This is a genomic window from Pseudomonas vancouverensis, from assembly GCF_004348895.1.
Classification (GTDB): Bacteria; Pseudomonadota; Gammaproteobacteria; order Pseudomonadales; family Pseudomonadaceae; genus Aquipseudomonas; species Aquipseudomonas vancouverensis.
In genome coordinates this window covers 80,815-106,986 of record NZ_RRZK01000023.1, presented here as the reverse complement: position 1 = coordinate 106,986, position 26,172 = coordinate 80,815, and the positions used below count along the sequence as shown (strand labels likewise).

Genomic DNA, 26,172 nt, shown 5'->3' with positions numbered 1-26,172 from the left:
TCCCCCCGTAGAGCGAGCGCCTACCAACCTTTTATTTTTCTGTTTTGCGGTTTTCTTCAACGGTCACGGTAGCCGTCGTCCCCGCCCGCAACTTGTCCTTGGCAGCATAATCGGCGTCGATCTCGATCCGCACCGGTACCCGCTGCGCCAGTTTCACCCAGGTGTAACTGGGGTTGATGCTGGCCAACAGGCGCCCGCCCGGCAGGTTTTCCCGGTCGGCGATGGCGAACGCGATGCTTTGTACCTTGCCGCCGAAACGCTCGCCGCTCATCAACTCGATATCAACCCGGTCGCCTTCGGCAATGCGCGGCAACTTGGTTTCCTCGAAGTAACCGCTGACGTAGAACGAGTCGCTGTCCACCAGCGCCAGCAGCGGTCCACCCGCGGTGGCATAGTCGCCTTCGCGGGTGAGCAGATTGGTGACGTAACCGGTGACCGGCGAGACGACCTGGGTGCGTTGCAAGTCCAGTTCGGACTGGGTCAAGGCGGCGACCGCCAGTTGCACGTTGGCCTGGGCCAGCACCAGATTGGCCTGATTGCGCAGCAGGTCGGCCTGGGCCACCGACACATCGGTGTTGGCTTTTTCCCACTCTTCGCCGGAAATCGCCGAACGATCCTTGAGCGTGCGCCGCCGGTGTTCTTCACTCTCGCGCTGCTTGAGCAAGGCTTCGCTGGCGGTGATGGTTGCCTGGGCCTGGCCCAGCGAGGCCTTGGCCACCTCCACCGCCCGTTTTGCATGTTCCACCGCCAGGGTGTAGCGCGCCGGGTCGATTTGCAGCAGCGCCTGGCCTTTGTTGACATGCTGATTGTCCTGCACGCTCAGGCTGACGATGCGCCCCGACACGTCGGCGGACAAGGTCACCACATCGGCCCGCACCCGCGCATCGCGGGTCCAGGGTGCGCGGGTGTAATGCTCCCAGGCAAACCAGCCGAGGATCAAGGCCAACAGCACCACGGCGACTGTCGACAGACGGGAAAGAATGTTCTTCAAGGCATCAAGCTCCCATGACCAGAACCAGCGTTGCGCAGACGCAGACGTACAGCGCGCCTTCGAACAACGCCTCGTGCCAGACAAAGCGCAACACCCCCAGGCGCCGCAAACACCAGTCGAGCAACAGAAAAATCGGCAACCCCAGCAGCAACGCCTGGGCGATCGGTGGCAGATAGGCGCCGCCTATTTCCAGATCAATGGGCAAGGACAGGCACTCCTTCGTCAGGTGCAGGTTCAAGATACCGCCGATGCCGCTCAACGAACGACACCACCAGCAGCAACGCCACGCGCATGCGGAACACCGACCATAGATCGTCGTGAACTGTTGAGTGCAAGGCGTCAAGCTCGTCGCCCAAGGTGTGCAGGTTACGCAACAGCTCGTCAGGGGTTATCCCGGAACGCCCGGCAATCAGTTGCCCGGTGTCCTCCACCGCTGCAAACAGACGGCTGCGTACAGATGCAGGCAGCAAGCGGTTACTCTGCCCCTGCTGCCGCAGCTGATTGAGGGCGATGCCCACGGCCATGCAGCCCAGGCTGACCTGAAACAGCTCGCGCGAACGCTCTTCCTGAGTGGCCGGCAGCAGCCCGAGCATCATGGTCAGGCGATCGACCATGATGCTTTCGAAGGCAAACTGCTGCTTATCGGTGGCCGAGGTCTGGAGCAAGGCATGCACCTGCTCGCAGTTTTCCCGGTGCAGGCGGCGCATGCGCAGATCAGGCCGGAACGGAAAAATCAACGCGTAGACACTCAGCGCCAGCACCGTGGCGCAGGTGTACGCGCCGGCAAATTCGAACCACTGGGATGCGCTGTTTTGACCAAAACCGGTATTGATCGGGCCGAGCAGCAGAAACGTAGTCAACCCAAGGCCCATGCCAGTGCCGGTGGTCGGCGGGCTGGCCAGCCCTACTGCAACGGCATACAGCAAGGGTGCAAGCACCAGCGCTAGCAATTCGAAATTGCTGATCATCGGCACAAAGGCGAACTGCAGCAGTGCCGAGGCCAGCAACGCCAGGACAAAGCCGCGCGCATAACTTTGCACGGCCAGCAACGGCCGTGGAAAGGTCGACATCAGCGAACAGAGGATCCCCACCAGGACCATGCCGGCACGTGCGCCGTCCCAACCGGTTTCGATCCAGATCAGCCCGCAGATCATCAGCGCTGAAAACGCGCGGATGGCATTCATGGTGGCCAGGGTGTAGTCCAGGTGCAGCGGATTTTCCTGACCGCGGAACATGCTGCTGGCCGGTCGGCCACTCTGGATGGCGTCGCTCAATTCGAGAATCTGCTCGAGTTGCGCCAGCATTCGCGCCTGCTCCCAGCGCAGCGACCAGGCCAGCGAGCGCAACGTCGCCGGCATCGATTCGGTCAATTGCTCGGCTTTGTAGGCCAGCGCATCGAAACGCTGTTGCAGCAAGGCGAAATGCTGGCGCTTTTCACTGGGCAGCGAACGCCCCTGTTGCGCCAACTCGTCGAGAAAAGCCAGCTCTTCGCCACGCAATTGCTGGACTTCTTCAGGCAGTTCGCCCTCCCAACGCTCGGTCAGCAACAACCGCTGGTGGCGCAACGCCGTGAGCCGTGCCGTCAGCAACACCAGCTGATTGCCCAGCAACTGCACCAGCGCGTTGGCACTGCGCAGGCGTGGTGCATCGAAATACAAATGCCGGCGCACACCTTCCAATGCACTGATCTGCCCCAGCAACTGCATTTGCCGCTGATTGAATTGCGCTTCGCTCTCTTCGGTACGAATGACTGCACTGGCATGGGTGGCGAGCAGCTTGGTGATCTGATCGATTTTAGTGAAGTAATCCCGGGCCACAGCCTCCGGCCGCGCGGTGAGCAGGCTGACCACGCAGACGCAGGCCACTGCCAGCAACGTTTCGGTGACCCGGGTCACCGCCAGCAGGAAGGTGCCGTCCTGATCGGGTATCGCCAGCAGCGCAATCACCACCGCCGTGTAGCCGCTAAGTACGAATGCCTGGGAACTGGTGTAACGCAGCAACGTGCCGCCGGCGGTGCACAGCGCCAGCCACAAGGCCAGCGTGATAATGAACGGCAGTGGCGCCTGGGGAAAAATCGCCATGGTCAGCACGGCGACCACCGCTCCCATGCTGGTACCGATCACCTGGCCAAAACTGCGCGCCAGCACCATGCCACCCAGCGGCTGGCTGATGATGACCACAGCCATGATCGACCACTTGGGTTGTTCGAGGTCGAACAGGAAGGCCAGGTAAAGGGTCAACAGCCCGGCGGCGATGGTTCTCAGGGCAAACAGCAATACCCCGGGACCGGGGTTTAGTATCGCCTTGAAGTACTGCAACAAGCCTTGCATGGGCGCACTCGTCGAATCACTTCCAGCAAGCGTAGTCATTGCTTCGTCGGCTCGACGGCTTTCATGGGCGCCGCGCAGCAGGAAAACATCTTCAAACCTATCGAACGTCGTCAGGGTTTGACTCAGCGCCCGGCCTGACCGAAGCTTGCGGCTTTGCAATAGCTCGCAAACTTTCGGATTCTGCATGCCAAAGCCCCGCCGCTACCTGCTGATCGGCCTCTGTGCCCTGATTGTCATCGGCCTTGCCTGGTTCGCGCTGCGCAGCACTACCCCAGTGGTGCCAGAAGCGATCAAGCGCGGCTTCACCGAAGCGTTGGACGCCGCCCGCGCCGGCCAACCGGGAGCGGCACGGGTGCTGTATCAACAATTGGCGCGCCCGGACCTGTCGCCCAAGCGGCGCGTCTGGCTGCACGCCGAGCTGCCCAACTACCCCAGTTCCGTGGCCCTGAAGCTGGCGGACGCCGACTTGCAACACGAAGCCCCCGAAGTGCGCATCGCGGCCATCAAGAGCATCAGCGGCCTGGTGCCCAACGGCCAGCGCAGCCTGTTGCTCGGCCCGATGCTCGACGATGGCGAGCAAAGCGTGCGCCTGGCTGCGGTCAACGCGCTGCTGGGCTTGTCACCGGATGACCTGGGCTTGTACTTCGGCCCGCTGGAACAGGCCGTTGACGCCTGGGAGCAGGTGCTCAAGAGCCAGCCGGACAGCACCGAGAACCAATATCAGCTTGCCCGCCTGCATCTGCACAACGCCGAGCTGAAAGAGGCGCAACAGGCGCTGGACAGTGCGCTGCGGCTCAACCCGGCCAACTTGCCGGCACTGGTGATGCAGATCGACGTGCTCGACCGCCTCGGGCAAAGCGACGCCGCCCGGCAACTGCTGGCCAAACAGCTGCAGGCGCAACCCGACTCGGCTTATCTGCAACATGCCCTGGGGCTCTGGCTGCTGCACCACGGGCAAAGTGAATTTGCCCTGCTTGGCCTGTCGAAGGCCGTTGAGCTGGAGCCGGACAACAAGGAATACCGCTACGACCTCGCCACCACCCTGCACGACGAAGAGGAGCTGGAAGCGGCACAGAAGCAATTGCAGGAGATCGTCCAGCGCCATCCCAATGACCGCAAGGCCCGGGTGCTGTTGATCAACTACTGGAAAGAAAGCGGCCAGTTGCAGAACGTTCAGGTCCTGTTGGCGCAGCTCGAACAGATGAATCCCGATGATCCCGCGTTGCAACAGGGGCTTTGATCCGTCGCACATTTCGTTGAACCGCCGTCTCGACCAAAGGTCAAGTGAACAGGCAGCCCGATAATGCCTGATGCGCCGGGCTGCACCGTTCCCCCTGTTAATGAGAGGGCAGTCATTGTCTATATCCACCGAGTTGACCCAAACCAAAGCCGCCACGGGTATTGAAGGCCTGGATGACATCCTGGCCGGCGGCCTGTCGCGCGGCCATGTGTTTCTGCTCGAGGGCGAACCGGGCACCGGCAAGACCACCGTCGCCCTGCAGTTCCTGTTGGCGGGCGCCCGCGCCGGTGAACGTTCGTTGTACATCACCCTGTCGGAAACCGAACGCGAATTGCGTCAGGGCGCGTTGTCCCATGGCTGGCACATGGACGAAAACGTCCATGTCTTCGAGCTGACGCCGCCGGAAAGCCTGCTCAACGCCGAACAACAGCAGACCCTGCTGTACTCCTCCGACCTGGAACTGGGCGAAGCCACACGGCAGATCTTCGAAGTGGTCGAGCGCATCAAGCCGACCCGTGTGGTGCTCGACAGCCTGTCCGAAATTCGCTTGCTGGCCCAGAGTTCGCTGCGCTATCGCCGGCAGATCCTGGCGATCAAGCATTACTTCGTTCGGTACGACGCCACCGTGCTGCTGCTCGACGACCTGACCACCGAATCGCTGGACAAGACCGTGCACAGCGTCGCCCACGGGGTGATACGCCTGGAAGAATTGACCCCGAACTATGGCGCCGAGCGCCGGCGGATTCGCGTGGTGAAGTATCGCGGCCAGAAATACCGTGGCGGTTTTCATGACTTCACCATCATGGCCGACGGCGTGCACGTGTTCCCCCGACTGGTGGCCGCCGAGCATCGCGGCATCTACACCCGCCAACAGTTGACCAGTGGTATCGCGGAAATGGACGCCCTGCTCGGTGGAGGCATCGAGACCGGCTCCAGCACTTTGATTCTCGGTCCCGCCGGAACCGGCAAATCACTGATCTCGATGGTTTTCGCTGCCGCCGCCGTCACCCGCGGTGAACGCGCCGCGCTGTTCATTTTCGATGAAGAGCTGGGTTTGCTGTTCGACCGCATGAAGCACATCGGCATCGATCTGCAAGCTCTGAAAGACACCGGCAACCTGCTGATCGAGCAGGTCGACGCGGCGGAGTTGTCGCCCGGCGAGTTTTCCCACCGGGTGCGACGTTGCGTCGACCAGCGCGACATCAAGACAGTAGTCATCGACAGCATCAACGGTTATCAGGCCGCCATGCCGGAAGAGAACGCGCTGGTGCTGCACATGCACGAGTTGCTGCTGTACCTCAACCGACAAGGCGCCGCGACCTTCATGACCGTTGCCCAGCATGGTCTGGTCGGCGACATGCAGGCGCCGGTCGACATCACTTACCTGGCCGACACCGTTATCCTGCTGCGCTACTTCGAAGCGCTCGGCAAGGTGCGTCGGGCCATATCCATCATCAAGAAACGTACTGGCAGCCATGAATCGACCATCCGTGAGTACCGCATCAGTGCGCAAGGCATGACCATCGGCGAGCCGCTGGACGCCTTTCAGGGTGTCTTGCGCGGAGTACCCACCTATCTGGGTGCCGACAGCCCGCTACTCGCGGACGAAGTCCGATGACGGTGATGCCAGTGACGTCCGAGCGCGCAATCATTCTTGCGCCGCTGGGACGCGACAGCCAGATTGCCCTGATGATGCTCAACGAAGCGGGTTTCGACGGCATGGTCTGTCGCGACCTGCCGGGCATGTGCAGTGAGCTTGAACAGGGTGCGGGGCTGCTGCTGATTTCTTCGGAAGCATTGCTCAACAGTGACCTCGATCCGCTGTTGCATCTGATCGAGCAGCAGCCGGCGTGGTCGGACCTGCCGATCGTATTGATGACTCACCACGGCGGTCCGGAACAGAACCCGGCGTCCCGCCTCGGCCCGCAACTGGGCAACGTGACTTTTCTGGAACGACCCTTTCATCCGGTGACCCTGGTCAGCCTGGTCACCACCGCCTTGCGCGGGCGTCGACGCCAGTACGAAGCCAGGGACCGCCTGATCGACCTGAGCCAAAGCGAACAGCGTCTGCAGAGCACGCTGGAAACCCTCGAACAGCAGGTGGAAGAACGTACCGCGCAGCTGCGGCAGAACGAGGAAGTGTTGCGCCAGTCACAAAAAATGGAAGCGGTCGGCCAGCTCACCGGCGGTATCGCCCATGACTTCAACAACATGCTGACCGGCATTATCGGCAGCCTCGAGCTGTTGCGCCGACGCCTGGCCCGGGGGCGCACCGAAGACCTCGACAGCCTGATCGATCTGGGTGTGACCTCGGCTAATCGTGCGGCGAGCCTGACCCACCGTCTGCTGGCGTTTTCCCGCCGCCAGTCGCTGGACTCCAAACCTGTGGAAATGAACACCCTGGTGGTGTCGATGGGCGAGTTGCTGCAACGCAGCATCAATGAAAGCATCCGCCTGGACATGCAACTCAATGACAATCTCTGGGTGGCCGAAGCCGACCCCAATCAACTGGAAAGCGCCCTGCTTAACCTGGTGATCAACGCCCGGGATGCCATGCCCGACGGCGGCCGGTTGGTGGTCAGCACCCACAACCAGCATCTGGATGCACAGTACACCCAGACGCAAAGCAACCTCGACGCCGGTGATTACGTGGTCCTGCGCGTCACCGATACCGGTTGTGGCATGTCGCAGAGCACCATCAACCGTGCGTTCGACCCCTTCTTCACGACCAAGCCGATCGGCCAGGGCACAGGGCTGGGATTGTCGATGATCTACGGTTTCAGCAAGCAATCGGGCGGACATGTCGCCATTCACAGTGAAGTCGGTAACGGCACTACGGTGAGCCTGTTCCTGCCACGCTTCGGCGGTGACCTGCCTTCGGAAACGTCCGAGGATACCCAGCAGTCACCGTTCGCCAGCAATGGCGAGACAGTGCTGATCGTCGAAGACGACCCGGCCGTACGGGTATTGGTCAGTACCGTGCTCAATGAGCTGGGTTATGCCTTTGTCGAGGCCTGTGACGGCGCCAGCGCGGTGCCGATTCTCGATTCGGAGCAACGCATCGATCTGCTGATCAGCGACGTCGGCCTGCCGGGCATGAACGGCCGGCAACTGGCGGAAATCGGTCGGCAATACCGACCTGACCTGAGGGTGTTGTTCATCACCGGCTACGCCGAACATGCGGCGGTGCGCGGCGGGTTTCTCGACCCGGGCATGCAGATGATCACCAAGCCGTTCACCTTCGACCTGTTGACGGCGAAAGTGCGGGAAATGATCAAGACCTGATGTTTACGAGAGCATGTCCTGCATCAGCTCCTGCAATTTATCCAGGTCGAACGGTTTGTCCAGGATCGGCGCCGTGCGTGTGATCGGGCTGTCCGTCTCACGGATTTCCTGGGCGTAGCCACTGATAAAGATCACCTTGAGCTCCGGTCGCAGCTTGACCGCAGGTTCTGCGATCTGCACACCGGAGATTCCCCCCGGCAGGCGGAAGTCGGTGATCATCATGTCCAGGTGCGGTTTGCTGGCAAGGATCTCAAACGCCTGCTCACCGTTTTCGGCCTGCAACACCCGATAGCCTTCGCCTTCCAGGTAGGTGGACAGCACCATCAGGATGGAAGGTTCATCCTCGACTACCAGTACCACGTCTCGTGCATCATCACTCATGGGAAGCCTTTGTTCGGTCAATTGCTGCTGATACGACCGTGGGGTCGCTCAGAGGTTGCGTTTATCTGGCTGTTTTCCTACAGCGGCAGACAAACGCGAAACAAGGCGCCTTCGCCAATCCGGCTCTGGACCGTAATAGTACCGCCATGGGCGGTGACAATCTGTTCGGAAATAAACAATCCCAGGCCCAGCCCGGCCACGGCATGTTTGGCCGAGACCCGCTCGAACTGCTGGAAAATACGCTTCTGGTTGTCCTCGCTGATGCCGATGCCCTGGTCCTGTACATCGACCCGAGCCTGCCCTGTCTCGCTGTAGACCCTGACGGTGATCGGGCTTCTGGCGCCATAACGCAGGGCGTTGGTCAGCAGGTTGGACACCACTTGCTCGATGCGAAATTCATCCCACCTGCCGATCACCGGTTGCTCGGCGATCAGGGTGACAGAAGCCTCGGCGGCATCGATCTGCTGGGAAAAACTGTGTAGAAGGTCGCGAACCAGTGTCGACAGATCGAACTGTGTCGGACGAATGGACAGCTTGCCGGTGCGGATGCGCGACACGTCGAGCATGTCCTCGATCAGACGGATCAGGCTTTTGATCTGGCGTTCGTCGCGGTCGACCATGGCGTGCATTTTGTCGAGGGTGAAGGCCGCGGCGTTGTCCCGGGCCAGGTGCATCTTGCGCAACTGGGTTTCGAGGATCAGGCCATTGAGCGGCGTGCGCACTTCGTGGGCGACGATGGACATGAAGTCATCGCGCATGCGCACTGCTTGCTCCAGCTCCAACTGAGTGCTCTGCAGTTGTTTGAGCAAGGCTTCCTGCTCGCGGCGACTCTGCTCCAGGGCCAGCACCTGTTCTTTCATCGCCTTGCTCTGGCGATACAGGTCGACGAAGACGTTGACCTTGCTTTTCACCGCGTGGATATCCAGCGGCTTGTGCAAGAAGTCCACCGCCCCGCTTTCATAGCCCTTGAAGGCATAGTTCAGTTCGCGGCCAGCGGCGCTGACGAACACGATAGGGATGTTCTTGGTCTTTTCCGTGCCGCGCATCAGTTCGGCCAGTTCAAAACCGTTCATGCCGGGCATCTGCACGTCGAGAATGGCCATGGCGAAGTCGTGCTGCAGCAGCAGGGACAGGGCTTCGTCAGCTGACAAGGCCTTGTAGACGATGCGGTCCTCACGCTTGATCAACGCTTCAAGCGCCAGCAGATTCTCCGGCAGATCGTCGACGATCAGCAGTTTGGCCTGGATATTACTTAGCATGCGATTCGTTCCAGCTCGACAAGCAGGCGGCCGATGCCGCCCAGAGGGAGAATGTGGTCCGGCTGGTGCAGATTCAGCGCGGCCCGGGGCATGGTCGCGACTTGAGCCTCCTGCGGATCCTGCACGATGGTCAGGCCACCGTGCTGCTTGACCTGAGCCAGGCCTCGCGCGCCATCGTGATTGGCCCCCGTCAGCAAGACCGCCGCCAGCGCGTCGCCGTAGACATCGGCCGCCGACTCGAACAGGTAATCGATGGCCGGCCGCGAATGATGCACCCGTGGCTCCAGGCTCAAGGAAAAGCTGCGGTCATGCTCCACCGACAGGTGATAACCCGGCGCGGCAAAATACAGTGTGCCGGCTTCGACCGGGGTCTTGTCGCTGGCTTCATACACCGGCATGGCAACCCGCCGGGAAAACACCTCGGCCAGTTGGCTGCGGCGCTCGTCTGGCAAATGCAGGACGACAATGATCGGCAACGCAAAACCTTCACGCAGCGGCCCAAGCAGGTTCAGCAGTGCCTCCACGCCCCCGGCAGAGGCGCCGATCACAATGGCTTCGATGGCGGGCAGGCCCGCTGCGCTGTTCATGATTTACGGTAGATCCGTTCCTGTTTGACCAACGGCTCGAACTGATTGCCGAAGGCTGAAAAATCCGGTGTTTCCTTGCTGCCCAGCACCATGAAACCTCGATGGCACAACGATTCGTAGAACAATCCGAAAGCTCGATCCTGCAGTTTTTTATTGAAGTAAATCAATACGTTACGACAAGATATTAACTGGGTTTCTGAAAATACACTGTCCGTCGCCAGGCTGTGATCGGCAAAGGTCACGTTCTCGCACAGCGACTTGTCGAAAATCGCATAGCCATAGGCTGCCGTGTAGTAGTCGGCAAACGAGCGCTGGCCGCCGGCCTGCTGATAATTAGCAGTGTAGGCGCGGACGTTCTCCATCGAAAAAATCCCCTGCTTGGCTTTCTCCAGCGAGCGCGGATTGATGTCGGTGGCATAAATGATGGTGCGGTCGAGCAGCCCTTCTTCGCGCAGCAGAATGGCCATCGAATACACCTCTTCCCCCGTGCTGCAACCAGCGATCCAGACCTTGATCGAGGGATAGGTGCGCAGCAATGGCACCACTTCGTTGCGAATCGCGAGGAAGTGCGATGGATCGCGAAACATCTCGCTGACCGGAATCGTCAGCAGTTGCAGAAGCTGCATGAAGGCCGTCGGGTCGTGCAGGACCTTCTCTTGCAGGGCCGAGATGGTGTTGCACTCGAACTGGGCCAGGGCATGCTGGACCCGGCGCTTGATCGACGCGCCGGAGTAGTCACGAAAGTCATAGCTGTACTTGAGGTAGATCGCCTCGATCAACAAGCGCAACTCGATTTCGCTGCTGCGCTCCCCGGAGAAATTGTGCTCCACTAGATACGTTCCATTTTCGGTAACCACACACGAATCAGCGAGAACAATCGATCGAGATCGATGGGCTTGGCCAGGTAGTCGTTGGCACCCGACTGCAGGCAGCGCTCCTGATCGTCCTTCATGGCCTTGGCCGTGACGGCAATGATCGGCAATTTGCGCCAGCGCGGATCCTTGCGGATCTCCACGGTGGCTTCAAAGCCGTCCATTTCCGGCATCATCACGTCCATCAGTACCAGATCGATGTCTTCCACCTCATTCAGTTTCTCGATCGCTTCGCGACCGTTCCGGCCGATCACCACCACCGCGCCCTTGTGCTCCAGCGCGCTGGTCAGGGCAAAGATGTTGCGCACATCGTCATCCACCAGCAGCACCTTGCGACCCTCGAACACTTTGTCGCGGCTACGCGCGACCTTGAGCATCTTCTGCCGTTCATGGGACAACCGCGATTCGACTTTGTGCAGAAAAAGTGTCACTTCATCCAGCAGGCGTTCGGGCGAGCGCGCGCCCTTGATGATGATCGAGCGCGAATACTTGCGCAGTTCGGCCTCTTCGTCGCGGGTCAGGTTGCGCCCGGTATAGACGATCACCGGCGGGAACGAGCAGATATCTTCGGTGGACATGCGCTTGAGCAAGTCGTTACCGAGCATGTCCGGTAGCTTGAGGTCGATGATCATGCAGTCGAAGACGGAAGTGCGTAGCTGGTCCAGGGCTTCCTGGGCCAGGCCGACGGCGGTGATCTCGATGTCATCGTCGCCGATCAGACGGGCAATGCTGTCACGCTGCAAGTCATCGTCCTCGACCAGCAGCACGCGCTTGACCTTCTGGGTCAGCTTGGCTTCCAGGCGGGCAAAGACATCCTTGAGTTCTTCACGGGTCGTAGGCTTGACCGCGTATCCGACGGCGCCCATGTGCATCGCTGCTTCAACGCGGTCTTCGACGGAAATCACGTGCACCGGAATGTGGCGGGTCTCGGCATGCTCCTTGAGCCGTTGCAGCACGGTCAACCCGGAATGATCGGGCAGGCGCATGTCGAGCAGGATGGCGTCGGGAATGAAGGTCGTCGCCAATTCGTAACCTTCGTCGGCGCCGTGTGCCACCAGGCAGTGATACCCCAGTTCATGCGCAAGATCGTAGAGGATGTGCGCAAAATTGGCCTCATCTTCCACCACCAGGATGCAGCGGCCGGTGAACGGCCCTTTGTGCCGGTCATCGTCGAAACGCGGAATATCGATTTCGGCAATCAAGGGCGACAACGACGGTGGCGTGACGGTTGGCGCGTCAAGCGACGGCGCGGCACTCATCAATTCGACAGGTTCTTCGCCCGGTTCGACGTATTGCTGCGGCAACACCAGGGTAAACACACTGCCCTGCCCCGGTGTGCTGCTGACACTGATGGAACCGCCGAGCAAGGCCGCCAGGTCACGGGAGATCGACAAGCCCAGGCCGGTGCCGCCGAAGCGCCGGTTAGTGGTGCCATCGGCCTGGCGGAAGGCTTCAAAAATGCTTTCGTGCTGGTCGGTGGCAATGCCAATCCCCGAATCACGCACGACAAAGGCAATACCGTCGTTCGGCGCAGTGGCCACGGTCAGGCTGACGCGGCCCTTGTCAGTGAACTTGACCGCGTTGGACAGCAGGTTTTTCAACACCTGCTCGAGGCGTTGCCGGTCGGTAAACATCATCGCCGGCGCGCCGTCCTGCAACTCGACGTGGAAATCCAGCGACTTGTCCGTGGCCAGTGGCTGGAACATCCCGCGCAGGCCATCGACCAGCCGCGCCACGCTGGTGTTCTCCGGGCGCACTTCCAGTTTGCCGGCCTCGACCTTGGAAATATCGAGAATGTCGTTGATCAGGTTGAGCAGGTCATTGCCGGCGGAATAAATCGATTCGGCAAACTTCACCTGTTCGGCACTGAGGTTTTCTTCCGGGTTTTCCGCGAGCAGCTTGGCCAGGATCAATGAACTGTTCAGCGGCGTGCGCAGCTCATGGGACATGTTGGCAAGGAATTCGGATTTGTACTTGCTGGAACGTTGCAGCTCGACGGCACGCTCCTCAAGCTGAATCTGGGCCTGATTGAGCTCGGAGTTCTTCAGGTCCATCGCATCGCGCTGTTCGGCCAACACCTCGGCCTGCTCGGCCAACTGCTCGTTGGTCTGCTCGAGCTCGACCTGCTGGGTTTCCAGGTGCGCCTGGGATTCCTTGAGAATCCGCGACTGCTCTTCCAGCTCCTCGTTGGCGGTCTTGAGTTCTTCCTGCTGCACTTGCAGCTCTTCGTTGAGTTGTTGGGTTTCCGCCAGGACTTCCTGCAAGCGCTGGCGATAGCGCGCCGCCTCGATGGAAGTGCCAATGTTGCCGGCAATCAGCTCCAGCAGTTCGATGTCACGGTCACTCAGCGGACGCAGGAAACCCAGCTCGATCACACCGTTGACCCGGTCATCGTCGCTGGTCGGGACCACCAGCACGCTGCGCGGCAAGCCTTCGCCGAGTCCAGAGCTGACCTTGAAGTAGTCACTGGGTACATCGTCGAGACGAATCAGCCGCGCCTGCTGTGCGACTTGCCCGACGATGCCTTCTTCGCTGTAGATCTGCTGCTCCAGGGCTTCCTGTTCACGGGAGAAACCATAGGAGGCGATGCGTTTCAACCCGCCGTGCTCTTCACGCACATAAATAGCCGCGACCGCCGTGCCGAGGTACTGCGCGCAGAACTGCAGAATGTTGCGCCCCAACAGATTCAGGCTCAGTTGCCCCAAAACCTGCTCGGCCAGCTCGGTTTGTCCGTTGCGCAACCAGGCTTGCTGTTCCAGACGGCGGGCGCTGGCTTGCTGCGACGCCAGGTTGGCGCTGTAGCTTTGCGAAAGGTTGAGCAGGTCGCGCCGCCCTGTGTAGGCCAGCAGACCGCTGACACCGGCAATGAACAACAGGTACAGGCCGATGCTCCAGACCGTGGTACGGCGCACTTCTTCATTGCGCGTCGTACGCAGTTGCTGCTCGGTGTCGATGACATCTTCGTACTGTTTGCGGATTTCATCGGTCAGGCGCTTACCGCGCCCGGCCTTCACCGCAGAACGATAGTCGCCACTGGTGCGCTGCAAATCGATCATCGACTGCGCGTACGTCGTCCAGTCCTGATGCAGTGCCTGCAAGCGCCGCAGTCGATCGGTCTGCACCGGGTTGTCGGCGGTCAGTTCAAGCAAAGTCTGGAGGGCGACGCCGATGCGCGGCTTGGCGGTTTCGTAAGGGTCGAGAAAATGCTCATCGCCGGAGAGCAGGTAGCCGCGCATTCCGGTTTCCAGGTCGACGGTCAGCTTCACCGCTTCACTGGCGTTATTGATCACCCGATCGGTGTGTTCAACCCACTGGATCGTCGACAGCAAATAGGTGATCAGTGATACGAAGAACACCGCACTGATAACACCCAGACCCAACGGCAGGCTGATGTTGCGGCTCAGGAGTTTTCGAAATCGTTGCTCGTCAACCGAGGACGCGGAGCTCATGGGGCAGGCCTTGTCGTACTGTCAGAATGCTAGGAGTTTGCCCCATAACCGCCACTTTGATCCAATTTTCTGACGTATTTTTCGGCAAAGTCCTACATTCAGCTGCGACGTTTCAAAGGCACGGGTTATCCTTGTCTGACAGAGCAATGCGATTCTTTTTTCAGCTTGCCGGGAACTTGTCGGGATCGGCGACTTACTCATGCTAGAGGCCGTCGATATCGTTCGACCGACACCCCCACCATTTCAGGAAAAATCACTATGTCCGCCGCCAAGCCCCCCATCATCCTGGTCGTCGAAGACGATAACATCGTGCGCATGCTGATCGTCGATGTGCTTGAGGAGCTGGAGTATGAGGTGCTGGAGGCTGACGGCAGCGAGCAGGCAATCTTGCATCTCGAAAATGACAGCCAAATCGTCGACCTGATGATGACCGATGTCGGCCTGCCGATCATGAACGGCCGTGAACTGGCCATATATGCGCGAGGGCTGCGGCCCGACCTGCCCATCCTGTTTGCCAGCGGTTACGCCGAGAGCATTGAAGTGCCAGAGGGCATGCACGTCATCGGGAAGCCGTTTTCAATTGATCAGTTGCGCGACAAGGTCAAAGGCATTCTTGGCTGAACCCGCCTTTCCCTGTGGTTTAATGGCGCCCTTTTACAGTCCCCTGCCCTGTGCCCGCGCCTAGGAAACCCAGTTTATGAATCACCCCCGCCCAACCAGAGTCCTGGTCATCGGCTACGTCTGGCCCGAGCCCCGCTCTTCGGCCGCCGGTGGGCACATGATGCAAATCCTCGAAGCGTTTATGCAGCAAGGCTGGGATATCACCTTCAGCAGTCCGGCCGGCGCCGGTGAACACCCGGCGGATCTGACTGCGCTGGGCATCCGCCAGGTCCCCATCGAGCTCAACAGCAGCAGTTTCGATACTTTCGTCAGCGAACTGGCTCCGGACATCGTGCTGTTCGACCGCTTCATGATGGAAGAGCAGTTCGGATGGCGGGTAGAGAAACACTGCCCTGGCGCACTGCGTGTTCTGGAAACCGTTGACTTGCAATGCCTGCGTGACGCACGGCATCAGCGTCTCAAGGCGCGCTTGAAAGCCAGCGACGACGCCGATGATTTCCGTCAACTGTTCGCACCGGCACTGCGCGAAGAGTTCGAGTTGATGGCCGATACTGACGTGGCCAAACGAGAAATCGCGGCGATCTATCGCTGCGACGTGAACCTGATGATTTCCGATGTAGAAAGCCAATTGCTGATCGAGCAGTTCAAGGTGCCACGCAACTTGCTGCACTGGTGCCCGTTGATGGTGGACCTGCCCATCGAGGCACCGCGCGCATTCGAGGAGCGGACGCACTTTCTGCACATCGGCAATTTCCGTCATGCGCCAAACTGGGACGCCGTGCTTTGGCTCAAGACCGCCATCTGGCCGTTGATTCGTGAACAGCTTCCGCACGCCCAGCTGCATATCTATGGTGCCTATACGCCGCCCAAGGCGACTGCATTGCACAACCCGACCCAGGGTTTTCACGTCATGAACTGGGCTGAAGATTCACTGGAGGTCATGTCTGCGGCGCGGATCTGCATGGCACCGCTGCGTTTTGGCGCGGGTATCAAAGGCAAGATTCTTGACGCCATGTTGTGTGGTACACCGATTGTCACGACCCCTATGGGTGCAGAGGCCATGCACGACCAAGAGCCGTGGCCCGGCGCGGTGACACATACCGCCCGGGAATTTGCCGAGCGTGCTGTAGCGCTTTACAACAACAAGGATCAATGGGAAACCGCCCAGGCTCAGGGCGATGCGCTGCTACGCAGCCGTTACCGGCAATCGGTCCACGGCCCTGCCCTGGTTGAAAAACTTCTCGATAGCCTGCAGCACCTGACTCAAATCCGCCGCGATAATTTCACCGGCAGCATGCTTCGTCACCACGCACACAAAAGTACCCAGTACATGGCGCAGTGGATCGAAGCGAAGAACCGCAACCCGCAATAGCTGAGCGGTCACTGCAAACTGGCAAAGCACTGCGGTAAAGAGGCATGATCCGAGGTGCGATCACCACAAAAGTGCCAGCGCCATGACCCGTACCGCCCGCGTCACCGACCCTTCCTACGAGTTGATGGACGACCACAACGGCCTGTCCATCATTTACCGCCAGCACGGATTTCCCTGTCCCCTGGTGCGCTGGCATTTTCACAAGGAATACGAACTGCACCTGATCGTCGCCAGCTCCGGCAAGGTGTTCATTGGCGACTACATCGGCAACTTCTATCCCGAATCGCTGTTCCTCACCGGCCCCAATCTGCCGCACAACTGGATCAGCCAGGTGGCCGAAGACGAGGTGGTGCCCAAGCGCGACATGCTGGTCAACTTTACGGACGAGTTGTTCGACAGCGGTTATCAGGTTTTCGCTGAACTCAAGAGCCTCGCGCCCTTGCTCGAGCGCGCCCAGTACGGCATCGAGTTTCGCGATCGCCACATCATTCGCCGCGCCATGGATTTGATGCAGTCGATTGCCGATTCCAGCGGCGTCACCCGACTTGGGCATTTCTTCATCCTGCTGGAACTGCTCGCCGCCACCGACGACTATCAATTGCTGTCCGGGGCAACGACCCCGCAACTGGCCGACGAGCACAACATCGATCGCACCAACCGCGCCGTGGATTACATTTTCGCCCACTACGCCCGGGAACTGCCGCTTGAGGAAGTGGCGGATTACCTGGGCATGAAACCGACTTACTTCAGCCGGGTGTTCAAGCAGGCCACGGGGCGCAATTTCATCGAGTTCGTCAATCGCCTGCGCATCAGCAAGTCCTGCGAGTTATTGGCCGATGGCAACAAACCGGTGACGGACGTGTGTTTCGAGTCGGGTTTCAACAATATTTCCAATTTCAACCGGCGTTTTCAGCAGCTCAAGGGCATGACGCCGAGCCATTATCGGCGGTTGGTGGTGCAGCGGTTGACCGAGCAGAACCACGGTTGATGCATCCCTGAATCTTGTAGAAGCCCCATTTCTGCCTGCAACCTATACGGATTCAGTAGCGCCTCACCGCTGAAAAGCCCTTCCTTGCGTTGCTCCCTGCAAACTTCAGTGCAAAAAAGTATCGATCCGAGTGCATCGGATGATTTGTTTCGCCTGCCTTTGAAGGATGTAATCAGTGCACATTCTTCCTGCATTCGGAAGAACACAAAAACAATAACCGTCCTTCTGCCACCCACCGGGTGCAGAACTGGAGTGCACGATGCGACCTTCCGTAAAAGCTCTGCTTGCCCTCTCCTGCATGACCCTGAGCAGCGTCAGCCTTGGCGCCCAGACCCTGACCATCGCCACCGTCAACAACAGCGACATGATTCGCATGCAAAAGCTTTCGAAAACCTTCGAGGCCGAGCATCCGGACATCAAGCTCAACTGGGTGGTACTCGAAGAAAACGTCCTGCGCCAGCGCCTGACGACCGACATCGCCACCCAGGGCGGCCAGTTCGACGTGCTGACCATCGGCATGTACGAAGCTGCACTCTGGGGCGCCAAAGGCTGGCTGGAACCCATGAAGGATCTGCCGGCGAGTTACGCCCTCGACGACGTGTTCCCCTCGGTGCGCGAAGGCTTGTCGGTGAAGGGGTCGCTGTACGCCCTGCCGTTCTACGCCGAGAGTTCCATCACCTATTACCGCACCGACCTGTTCAAGGATGCCGGCCTGAGCATGCCCGAGCGCCCGACCTGGGAACAGATCGGCGAGTTCGCCGAAAAGCTCACCAACAAGGACAAGGAACAGTACGGCCTGTGCCTGCGCGGCAAGGCCGGCTGGGGTGAAAACATGGCCCTGATCACTACCCTCGCCAATGCCTACGGCGCGCGCTGGTTCGATGAAAAGTGGCAACCGGAGTTCACCGGCCCGGAATGGAAAAACGCGTTGACCTTCTACGTCGACAATATGAAAAAGTCCGGCCCGCCGGGCGCATCGAGCAACGGTTTCAACGAAAATCTTGCGCTGTTCAACAGCGGCAAATGCGCCATCTGGGTCGATGCCAGCGTTGCCGGTTCATTCGTCACGGACAAGACCCAAAGCAAGGTCGCCGATCACGTTGGCTTCACCTACGCGCCGCACCAAGTCACCGATAAAGGTTCGGCCTGGCTCTACTCCTGGGCGCTGGCCATTCCGACCAGCTCGAAAGCCAAGGACGCGGCAAAGACCTTCAGCGCCTGGGCGACCTCGAAGGAATACGGTGAGCTGGTGGCCAAGACCGACGGCATCGCCAACGTGCCGCCGGGCACCCGGGCGTCCACCTACAGCGAGGCCTACATGACGGCCGCGCCCTTTGCCAGGGTAACGCTTGAATCGCTCAAGGCCGCAGACCCGAGCAAACCTACGCTCAAACCGGTGCCTTACATCGGCATTCAACTGGTGACCATTCCCGAGTTCCAGGGCATCGGCACCCAGGTCGGCAAATCGTTCTCGGCCGCCCTGATCGGCCAGACCACGGTGGATCAGGCCCTGGCCGCCGCTCAGCAAAGTACCGAGCGGGAGATGAAGCGCGCGGGTTATCCCAAGTAACCCACACCCGCTTGCTCCTGCTGTTGTGGGAGCGAGCTTGCTCCGGGCGGCGTTCCGACGATGACGCCTTCACATTCGACAGGTGCATCGACTGACCGTCCGCCATCGCGAGCAAACTCGCTCCCACAATTGGTTTTCTTTGCCTGTAGTCAATGGGTTAAACGCCATGAACACATCAACCGCCAAAGCTCATCTGGACATCATCCAGCCCCAACGCAAAAGCCGTCTGGCCAACCCGGGCTGGTTCCTGGTCAGCCCTTCGGTCCTGTTGCTACTGCTGTGGATGATCGTGCCGCTGGGCATGACCCTCTACTTCTCCACCATCCGCTACAACCTGCTCAATCCCGGCGAGAACGAGTTCGTCGGCATCGAGAACTTCACCTACTTTCTCACCGACTCGGGCTTCCTGCCCGGCGCGACCAATACCCTTTTGCTGGTCGGCAGCGTGCTGTTGATCAGCGTGGTGTTCGGCGTGCTGATCAGCGCCTTGCTCGAAGCCAGTGAGTTCTTCGGTCGCGGCATCGTGCGGGTGATGCTGATCTCGCCATTTTTCATCATGCCCACCGTCGGCGCGCTGATCTGGAAGAACCTGATTTTCCACCCGGTCTCGGGAATGCTCGCCTACGTCTGGAAACTGTTCGGCGCGCAGCCGGTGGACTGGCTGGCGCACTACCCGCTGCTGTCGATCATCATCATTGTCTCGTGGCAATGGCTGCCGTTCGCCATCCTGATCCTGATGACCGCCATGCAGTCGCTGGACCAGGAGCAGAAAGAAGCCGCACGCCTCGATGGCGCGGGCCCGGTCGCGATTTTCTGGCATCTGACCCTGCCGCACCTGGCGCGACCGATTGCAGTGGTGGTGATGATCGAAACCATCTTCCTGCTGTCGGTGTTCGCGGAAATCTTCACCACCACCAACGGCGGCCCCGGCTATGCCTCGACCAACCTCGCCTACCTGATCTACAACCAGGCGCTGGTGCAGTTCGACGTCGGCATGGCCTCCGCAGGCGGCTTGATTGCCGTGGTCATCGCCAACATCGCGGCCATCGTGCTGGTGCGCATGATCGGCAAAAACCTGACAGACAAAGCGTGAGGCTGGCCATGACCCTTCAACAATCCCGTCGTCTGCAAAGCCTGCTGCTGGGCACCCTGGCCTGGGCCATCGCGATCCTGATTTTCTTCCCGATTTTCTGGATGGTGCTGACCAGTTTCAAAAGTGAAATCGACGCTTTCGCCACGCCACCGCAGTTCATCTTCACGCCGACCCTGGAGAACTACCTGCACATCAATGAGCGCAGCGACTACTTCAGCTTCGCCTGGAACTCGGTGGTGATTTCCTTCAGTGCCACCGCCCTGTGCCTGTTGATTGCAGTGCCGGCCGCCTACTCCATGGCGTTCTACGAAACCCGCAACACCAAACGCACGTTGCTGTGGATGCTCTCGACCAAGATGCTGCCGCCGGTGGGCGTGCTGATGCCGATCTACCTGCTGGCCAAGAGTTTCGGCCTGCTCGACTCGCGGATTGCGCTGATCGCGATCTACACGCTGATCAACCTGCCGATCGTGGTCTGGATGATTTACACCTACTTCAAGGACATCCCCAAGGACATCCTCGAAGCCGCGCGGCTGGACGGGGCAACGCTGATGCAGGAGATGCTGCGGGTGTTGCTGCCCATTGCCAAAGGCGGCCTGGCGTCGACGGTGCTGCTGTCGTTGATCCTGTGCTGGAACGAAGCGTTCTGGTCGCTGAACCTGACCTCGTCGAAAGCAGCGCCACTGACGGCATTGATCGCCTCCTATTCAAGCCCCGAGGGACTGTTCTGGGCCAAGTTGTCGGCGGTCTCGACCCTGGCTTGCGCACCGATCCTGATCTTCGGCTGGATCAGCCAGAAACAACTGGTCCGCGGCCTGTCGTTCGGTGCCGTGAAGTGAGGATTGCCCAACACGATCCATTGTGGGAGCGAGCTTGCTCGCGATAGCGATGGGTCAGTCAACAGCAATATTGAATGTAAAGCAGCCATCGCGAGCAAGCTCGCACCCACAGTTCGTCGAATAAAAACAGCTGGAGGCCCATCACCATGGCCAACCTGAAAATCAGCAATCTGCAAAAAGGCTTCGAAGGTTTTTCCATCATCAAGGGCATCGACCTGGAAGTGAACGACAAGGAGTTCGTGGTGTTCGTCGGGCCGTCGGGCTGTGGCAAATCCACGCTGTTGCGCCTGATCGCCGGGCTGGAAGAAGTCAGCGGCGGCACCATCGAACTGGACGGGCGAGACATCACCGAAGTCAGCCCGGCCAAGCGTGACCTGGCGATGGTGTTCCAGACCTACGCCCTGTACCCACACATGAGCGTGCGCAAGAACATGTCCTTTGCCCTCGACCTGGCCGGGGTGCCCAAGGCCGAGGTGGAGAAAAAAGTCAGCGAAGCGGCGCGCATCCTTGAACTGGGGCCGATGCTGGAACGCAAGCCCAAGCAACTGTCCGGAGGTCAGCGCCAGCGTGTGGCGATAGGCCGGGCCATCGTGCGCAATCCAAAGATTTTCCTCTTCGATGAGCCGTTGTCCAACCTCGACGCGGCGCTGCGCGTTCAGATGCGCCTGGAACTGTTGCGCCTGCACAAGGACCTGCAAGCGACCATGATCTACGTCACCCACGATCAGGTGGAAGCCATGACCATGGCCGACAAGGTGGTGGTGCTCAATGGCGGCGTGATCGAGCAGGTGGGCTCGCCTTTGGAGTTGTATCACCAACCGGCCAATCTGTTTGTCGCAGGTTTTCTCGGCACGCCGAAAATGGGCTTTCTCAAAGGCAAAGTCACCCGCATCGAAGCGCAGGGTTGTGAAGTGCAACTGGACGCCGGAACCCGCATCAGCCTGCCGCTAAGCGGCGCCAGCCTGAGTGTCGGTGGCGCGGTGACCCTGGGTATCCGTCCGGAGCACCTTGAGCTGGCCAAACCGGGTGACTGTACCTTGCAGGTCACGGCCGATGTCAGCGAACGCCTGGGCAGCGACACCTTCTGCCATGTACTGACCGCTTCCGGCGAAGCGCTGACGATGCGCGTTCGCGGTGACCTGGCCAGTCGCTACGGCGAACAACTGAGCCTGCACCTGGACGCCGCACACTGCCATTTATTCGATGCCGACGGCGTGGCGCTGACCCGCCCGCTGCGCGTTGCCGCCTGATTTCAGAGAGCCTGTGATGAAACTGAATCGACACAACCTCAACCGCCTCGCACCCGAGGTGGCGTTACCCACCTACGCCTTGGACGACATCCGCCAGGGCATTGCGCACATTGGCGTCGGCGGCTTTCACCGCGCCCATCAGGCCTACTACACCGACGCATTGATGAACCTGGGCGAAGGCCTGGACTGGGGCATCTGCGGTGTCGGCCTGCGCCCCGAGGACCGGCGTGCCCGGGATGACCTCCAGGCCCAGGACTACCTGTTCACCCTGTTCGAACTGGGTGACAGCGACGACAGCGAGGTGCGGGTCATCGGCGCCATTGGCGATATGTTGCTGGCCGAAGACAGTGCCCAGGCACTGATCGACAAGCTCGCCAGCCCCGAGATCCGCATTGTCTCGCTGACCATCACTGAGGGCGGCTATTGCATCGACGACAGCAACGGCGAGTTCATGGCCCATCTGCCGCAGATCCAGCATGACCTGGCCCACCCGCAAGCCCCCAGGACCGTGTTCGGTTTTCTCTGTGCCGCCCTGGCCAAACGCCGCGCCGCCGGCACCGCAGCGTTCACATTGATGTCCTGCGATAACTTGCCGCATAACGGCGCTGTGACCCGCAAGGCGCTGCTGGCTTTCGCCGCGTTGCGCGATGCCGGGCTGCGCGACTGGATCGACGCCAATGTCAGTTTCCCCAACGCCATGGTCGACCGCATTACCCCCATGACCAGCACCGCCCATCGCCTGCAACTGGCCGACAAGCACGGCGTCGACGATGCCTGGCCGGTGGTGTGCGAACCCTTTGTGCAGTGGGTGCTGGAGGACAAGTTCGTCAACGGTCGCCCGGCCTGGGAAAAGGTCGGCGTGCAATTCACCGATGACGTTACGCCCTACGAAGAGATGAAGATCAAACTGCTCAACGGCAGTCACCTGGCCCTGACTTACCTCGGCTTCCTCAAAGGCTACCGTTTCGTCCACGAGACCATGAACGACCCGCTGTTCGTGCGTTACATGCGCGCCTACATGGACCTCGATGTCACACCACAACTGGCGCCAGTGCCGGGCATTGACCTGTGCGACTACAAAAACACGCTGGTGGCGCGTTTTTCCAATCAGGCGATAGCCGATCAGCTTGAACGGGTGTGCTCGGACGGCTCGTCGAAGTTTCCGAAGTTCACCGTGCCGACGATCAACCGCCTGATCGCCGACGGACGCGAGACCAGGCGTGCGGCGCTGGTGGTGGCGGCCTGGGCCTTGTACCTGAAGGGGATTGATGAGAACGGCGAAACTTACACGGTGCCAGATCCACGGGCTGCGTTTTGTCAGGCGCTGGTGGCCGATGATGCCTTGATCACCCAACGGTTGTTGGCGGTCGAGGAGATTTTCGGCGAGGCGATTCCACGCTCGGCGGAATTTGTCGCGGCGTTCGAGTGGTGTTGCAACAGTTTGCGCGAGGTTGGAGTTTCGCGAACGTTGGAGCGGGTGCTGGCGTAAGTGCGCAGGTGACATTAAGACCGCCTTTGCCAGCAGGCAAGCGAATGGTTTCACCCTGATAAACCTGACACTCCAGAGATCCCCCATGGCAAATCAACAACTGTTCCTCGGCGTCGACTGCGGTACCCAGGGCAGCAAGGCGGTCATTCTCGATGCGCTCAGTGGCGAAGTCCTTGGTCAGGGCGCAGCGAGCCACAGCCTGATCAGCGGCGCCAACGGCCGCCGCGAACAAGACACCGGGCAATGGCTCGAAGCCTTCACCCGCGCCACCCGCCAGGCATTGCTGGCGGCCGGGGTCGATGGTCAGTCAATTCTCGGCATCGGCGTATCCGGGCAACAACACGGGCTTGTTCTGCTCGATCAGCAAGGCGAAGTATTACGCCCGGCCAAGCTCTGGTGCGACACCGAGACCACTGCGGAAAATGACCGTTTGCTCAAGCAACTCGGTGGTGAAGCCGGCTCACTGGAACGACTGGGCGTGGTCATCGCGCCGGGCTACACGGTGTCCAAACTGCTCTGGACCCTGGAGCAGCATCCGGACGTTTTCTCTCGAATCGCCCATGTCCTGCTGCCTCACGATTACCTCAACTTCTGGCTGACCGGGCGCTGTTGCAGCGAATTCGGCGACGCCTCGGGCACCGGGTATTTCAATGTGCGCACGCGTCAGTGGGATGTGCAGTTGCTGCGCGACATCGACCCCAGCGGGCGTCTGCAAGGCGCATTGCCGGAGCTGATCGACGCTCACCAGGCGGTCGGCACGATTCTGCCGGGCATCGCCGAGCAACTTGGGATCAACCCGCAGGCCCTGGTCTCCAGCGGCGGCGGCGACAACATGATGGGCGCGATCGGCACCGGCAACATCCGCCCCGGAGCGATCACCATGAGCCTGGGTTCTTCAGGCACCGTGTACGCCTATGCCGACCAGCCGAGGGTCAGTCCGGACGCCGCAGTGGCGACCTTCTGTTCGTCCAGCGGTGGCTGGTTGCCGTTGATCTGCACGATGAACCTGACCAATGCCACCGGTGTGGTTCGTGAGCTGTTCGATCTCGATCTGAACCACTTCAACGACCTGGTGGCGCAAGCGCCGATCGGTGCCGAGGGCGTGAGCATGCTGCCTTTTCTCAACGGCGAACGCGTTCCCGCCCTGCCCCACGCCAGCGGCAGCCTGCTGGGCCTGACCATGAGCAACCTGACCCGGGCCAATCTGTGTCGCGCCGTGGTTGAAGGCACGACCTTCGGTTTGCGCTACGGGCTGGACCTGCTGCGGCAGAATGGATTACAAAGCCGCAGCATTTGCCTGATCGGTGGCGGTTCGAAAAGCGCGGTGTGGCGACAGATGGTTGCCGATATCATGAACACCCCGGTGATCTGCACCGAACAACGCGAAGCCGCGGCTCTGGGTGCGGCGATCCAGGCGGCCTGGTGCACTTCTTCGGCTAGCGGCAACGGGGACAGTCTGGCGGACTTGTGCGCCCGCTGCGTAAAACTCGACCCGGCGAGCCAGACCCTGCCCGATGCCGACCATGTGCAGGCCTTTGAACCGGTCTACCAACGCTATCGACAGCATGTCGCAGCCCTTTGAGAGTGAACAACTATGTACCTGGTGTGTGGCGAAGCGCTGTTCGATTTTTTCAGTGAAAACGACGCCAGCGGTCTGGCCTCGAAAGTGAATTTCAAAGCCATCGCCGGTGGCTCGCCGTTCAACGTGGCAGTGGGCCTGCGCCGTCTGGGCGTGGAATCGGCCTTGCTCGCAGGGCTGTCCAGGGACTACCTCGGCCGGCGCTTGCTGCAAGTGCTGCAGGACGAAGGCGTGAGCCAGGATTACCTGCTCGACTTCGATGCACCGACCACCCTGGCAATGGTCGCGGTCGGGGCCAATGGCTCGCCGCAGTACAGTTTCCGCGGTGAAGGTTGCGCCGATCGACAGCTGCTGCCGTCACATCTGCCGGCACTGGGGCCAGACGTGCGCGGGCTGCACGTGGGTTCGTTCTCGCTGGTGGTGCAGCCGATTGCCGACACCTTGCTGGCGTTGGTCCGGCGTGAAAGCGGCAAGCGCCTGATCAGCCTCGACCCGAACGTGCGCCTCAATCCCGAGCCGAACATCGACCTGTGGCGCTCACGAGTGGCAACGCTGGTGGAGCTGGCCGACCTGATCAAAGTCAGTGACGAGGACTTGCACCTGCTCTATCCGGGGCAACATCCGGCGCAGGTGATCGAGGGGTGGTTGCAGCATCGCTGCCAGGTGGTTTTCCTCACCCGTGGTGGTGAAGGTGCGAGTGTGTTCAGCCGCGTGCATGGCTCATGGTCGGTACCGGCGAGCGCCGCGAAAATCGCCGACACGGTCGGCGCCGGTGATACCTTCCAGGCAGCCTTGATTACCTGGTTGACCGAGCAGGGTCTGGACTCGGTCGAAGGTGTGCAGCAACTGACACGGGAGCAGATCGACGGGATGCTCGGGTTTGCGGTGCAGGCAGCGGCGCTGACCTGCAGCAAGGTCGGCCCTGATTTGCCGTATCGGCAGCAGGTAGCGCCTCGTTGAGCTGAAAACCCTTCGCG

21 protein-coding genes are annotated in these 26,172 nt (G+C 60.4%); 13 read left to right on the top strand and 8 right to left on the bottom strand.

Annotated features, from left to right (window positions below; genetic code table 11):
* Positions 1 to 31: 31 nt before the first annotated feature.
* From EIY72_RS17115 to EIY72_RS17105, 3 genes are read right to left on the bottom strand one after another with little or no spacing between them, the layout of a single operon-like run.
* Positions 32 to 991, bottom strand: a complete 960-nt coding sequence (locus EIY72_RS17115) for an HlyD family secretion protein (RefSeq protein WP_093220649.1) — start codon at positions 989 to 991, stop codon at positions 32 to 34.
* A 4-nt stretch (positions 992 to 995) separates the two neighbouring features.
* The gene (locus tag EIY72_RS17110) at positions 996 to 1,196 is read right to left on the bottom strand and encodes a DUF1656 domain-containing protein (protein WP_093220644.1); all 201 of its coding nucleotides are present in this window, start codon (positions 1,194 to 1,196) and stop codon (positions 996 to 998) included.
* Positions 1,186 to 3,321: an FUSC family protein gene (locus tag EIY72_RS17105; RefSeq protein WP_093220638.1), complete on the bottom strand. Its 2,136-nt coding sequence runs from the start codon at positions 3,319 to 3,321 to the stop codon at positions 1,186 to 1,188. The genes EIY72_RS17110 and EIY72_RS17105 overlap by 11 nt, the downstream gene beginning before the upstream one ends.
* Before the next feature lie 184 nt (positions 3,322 to 3,505).
* On the opposite strand from EIY72_RS17105, the gene EIY72_RS17100 reads away from it, so the two are divergent.
* From EIY72_RS17100 to EIY72_RS17090, 3 genes are all read left to right on the top strand, one after another.
* Positions 3,506 to 4,561 (top strand): tetratricopeptide repeat protein, encoded by a 1,056-nt coding sequence (locus EIY72_RS17100; RefSeq protein ID WP_093220633.1) that lies wholly within the window; start codon positions 3,506 to 3,508, stop codon positions 4,559 to 4,561.
* 115 nt (positions 4,562 to 4,676) lie between these two features.
* Positions 4,677 to 6,179: an ATPase domain-containing protein gene (locus EIY72_RS17095; protein ID WP_093220628.1), complete on the top strand. Its 1,503-nt coding sequence runs from the start codon at positions 4,677 to 4,679 to the stop codon at positions 6,177 to 6,179.
* Entirely contained in the window at positions 6,176 to 7,846 is a 1,671-nt protein-coding gene (locus tag EIY72_RS17090) for a response regulator (protein ID WP_093220623.1), read from the top strand. The genes EIY72_RS17095 and EIY72_RS17090 overlap by 4 nt, the downstream gene beginning before the upstream one ends.
* Before the next feature lie 3 nt (positions 7,847 to 7,849).
* Here the strand turns inward: EIY72_RS17090 and EIY72_RS17085 are convergent, their stop codons facing one another.
* From EIY72_RS17085 to EIY72_RS17065, 5 genes are all read right to left on the bottom strand, one after another.
* Positions 7,850 to 8,227: a response regulator gene (locus EIY72_RS17085; protein ID WP_093220619.1), complete on the bottom strand. Its 378-nt coding sequence runs from the start codon at positions 8,225 to 8,227 to the stop codon at positions 7,850 to 7,852.
* Positions 8,228 to 8,304: 77 nt separating this feature from the next.
* A complete protein-coding gene (locus EIY72_RS17080) occupies positions 8,305 to 9,486 on the bottom strand; it encodes a hybrid sensor histidine kinase/response regulator (protein WP_093220614.1) in 1,182 nt (393 codons plus the stop codon).
* A complete protein-coding gene (locus EIY72_RS17075) occupies positions 9,480 to 10,073 on the bottom strand; it encodes a chemotaxis protein CheB (protein ID WP_093220611.1) in 594 nt (197 codons plus the stop codon). The genes EIY72_RS17080 and EIY72_RS17075 overlap by 7 nt, the downstream gene beginning before the upstream one ends.
* Positions 10,070 to 10,903: a CheR family methyltransferase gene (locus EIY72_RS17070; protein ID WP_093220606.1), complete on the bottom strand. Its 834-nt coding sequence runs from the start codon at positions 10,901 to 10,903 to the stop codon at positions 10,070 to 10,072. Before EIY72_RS17070 ends, EIY72_RS17075 begins: the two co-directional genes overlap by 4 nt.
* Positions 10,903 to 14,394, bottom strand: coding sequence for a response regulator (locus tag EIY72_RS17065; RefSeq protein ID WP_093220601.1), 3,492 nt, complete (start codon positions 14,392 to 14,394; stop codon positions 10,903 to 10,905). Before EIY72_RS17065 ends, EIY72_RS17070 begins: the two co-directional genes overlap by 1 nt.
* Before the next feature lie 258 nt (positions 14,395 to 14,652).
* Here EIY72_RS17065 and EIY72_RS17060 point away from each other — a divergent pair, with 258 nt between their 5' ends.
* The 10 genes from EIY72_RS17060 to EIY72_RS17015 all read left to right on the top strand — a co-directional run bounded on the left by EIY72_RS17060 (position 14,653) and on the right by EIY72_RS17015 (position 26,155).
* Positions 14,653 to 15,015, top strand: coding sequence for a response regulator (locus EIY72_RS17060; protein WP_093220596.1), 363 nt, complete (start codon positions 14,653 to 14,655; stop codon positions 15,013 to 15,015).
* 76 nt (positions 15,016 to 15,091) lie between these two features.
* Complete coding sequence (locus EIY72_RS17055) at positions 15,092 to 16,387, top strand: glycosyltransferase (RefSeq protein WP_093220591.1); 1,296 nt, start codon at positions 15,092 to 15,094, stop codon at positions 16,385 to 16,387.
* A gap of 82 nt (positions 16,388 to 16,469) precedes the next feature.
* Positions 16,470 to 17,375, top strand: coding sequence for an AraC family transcriptional regulator (locus EIY72_RS17050; protein ID WP_093220586.1), 906 nt, complete (start codon positions 16,470 to 16,472; stop codon positions 17,373 to 17,375).
* Between the two features lie 259 nt (positions 17,376 to 17,634).
* Positions 17,635 to 18,945 (top strand): ABC transporter substrate-binding protein, encoded by a 1,311-nt coding sequence (locus EIY72_RS17045; protein ID WP_093220579.1) that lies wholly within the window; start codon positions 17,635 to 17,637, stop codon positions 18,943 to 18,945.
* A gap of 166 nt (positions 18,946 to 19,111) precedes the next feature.
* Positions 19,112 to 20,038 (top strand): carbohydrate ABC transporter permease, encoded by a 927-nt coding sequence (locus EIY72_RS17040; protein ID WP_093220574.1) that lies wholly within the window; start codon positions 19,112 to 19,114, stop codon positions 20,036 to 20,038.
* 8 nt (positions 20,039 to 20,046) lie between these two features.
* Complete coding sequence (locus EIY72_RS17035; RefSeq protein ID WP_093220569.1) at positions 20,047 to 20,877, top strand: carbohydrate ABC transporter permease; 831 nt, start codon at positions 20,047 to 20,049, stop codon at positions 20,875 to 20,877.
* A gap of 146 nt (positions 20,878 to 21,023) precedes the next feature.
* The gene (locus EIY72_RS17030; protein ID WP_093220565.1) at positions 21,024 to 22,127 is read left to right on the top strand and encodes an ABC transporter ATP-binding protein; all 1,104 of its coding nucleotides are present in this window, start codon (positions 21,024 to 21,026) and stop codon (positions 22,125 to 22,127) included.
* A 16-nt stretch (positions 22,128 to 22,143) separates the two neighbouring features.
* A complete protein-coding gene (locus tag EIY72_RS17025) occupies positions 22,144 to 23,616 on the top strand; it encodes a mannitol dehydrogenase family protein (RefSeq protein ID WP_132680155.1) in 1,473 nt (490 codons plus the stop codon).
* An 85-nt stretch (positions 23,617 to 23,701) separates the two neighbouring features.
* A complete protein-coding gene (gene xylB, locus EIY72_RS17020) occupies positions 23,702 to 25,198 on the top strand; it encodes a xylulokinase (protein WP_093220560.1) in 1,497 nt (498 codons plus the stop codon).
* Between the two features lie 12 nt (positions 25,199 to 25,210).
* Complete coding sequence (locus tag EIY72_RS17015; RefSeq protein ID WP_093220556.1) at positions 25,211 to 26,155, top strand: carbohydrate kinase family protein; 945 nt, start codon at positions 25,211 to 25,213, stop codon at positions 26,153 to 26,155.
* The last annotated feature ends 17 nt before the right edge of the window (positions 26,156 to 26,172 follow it).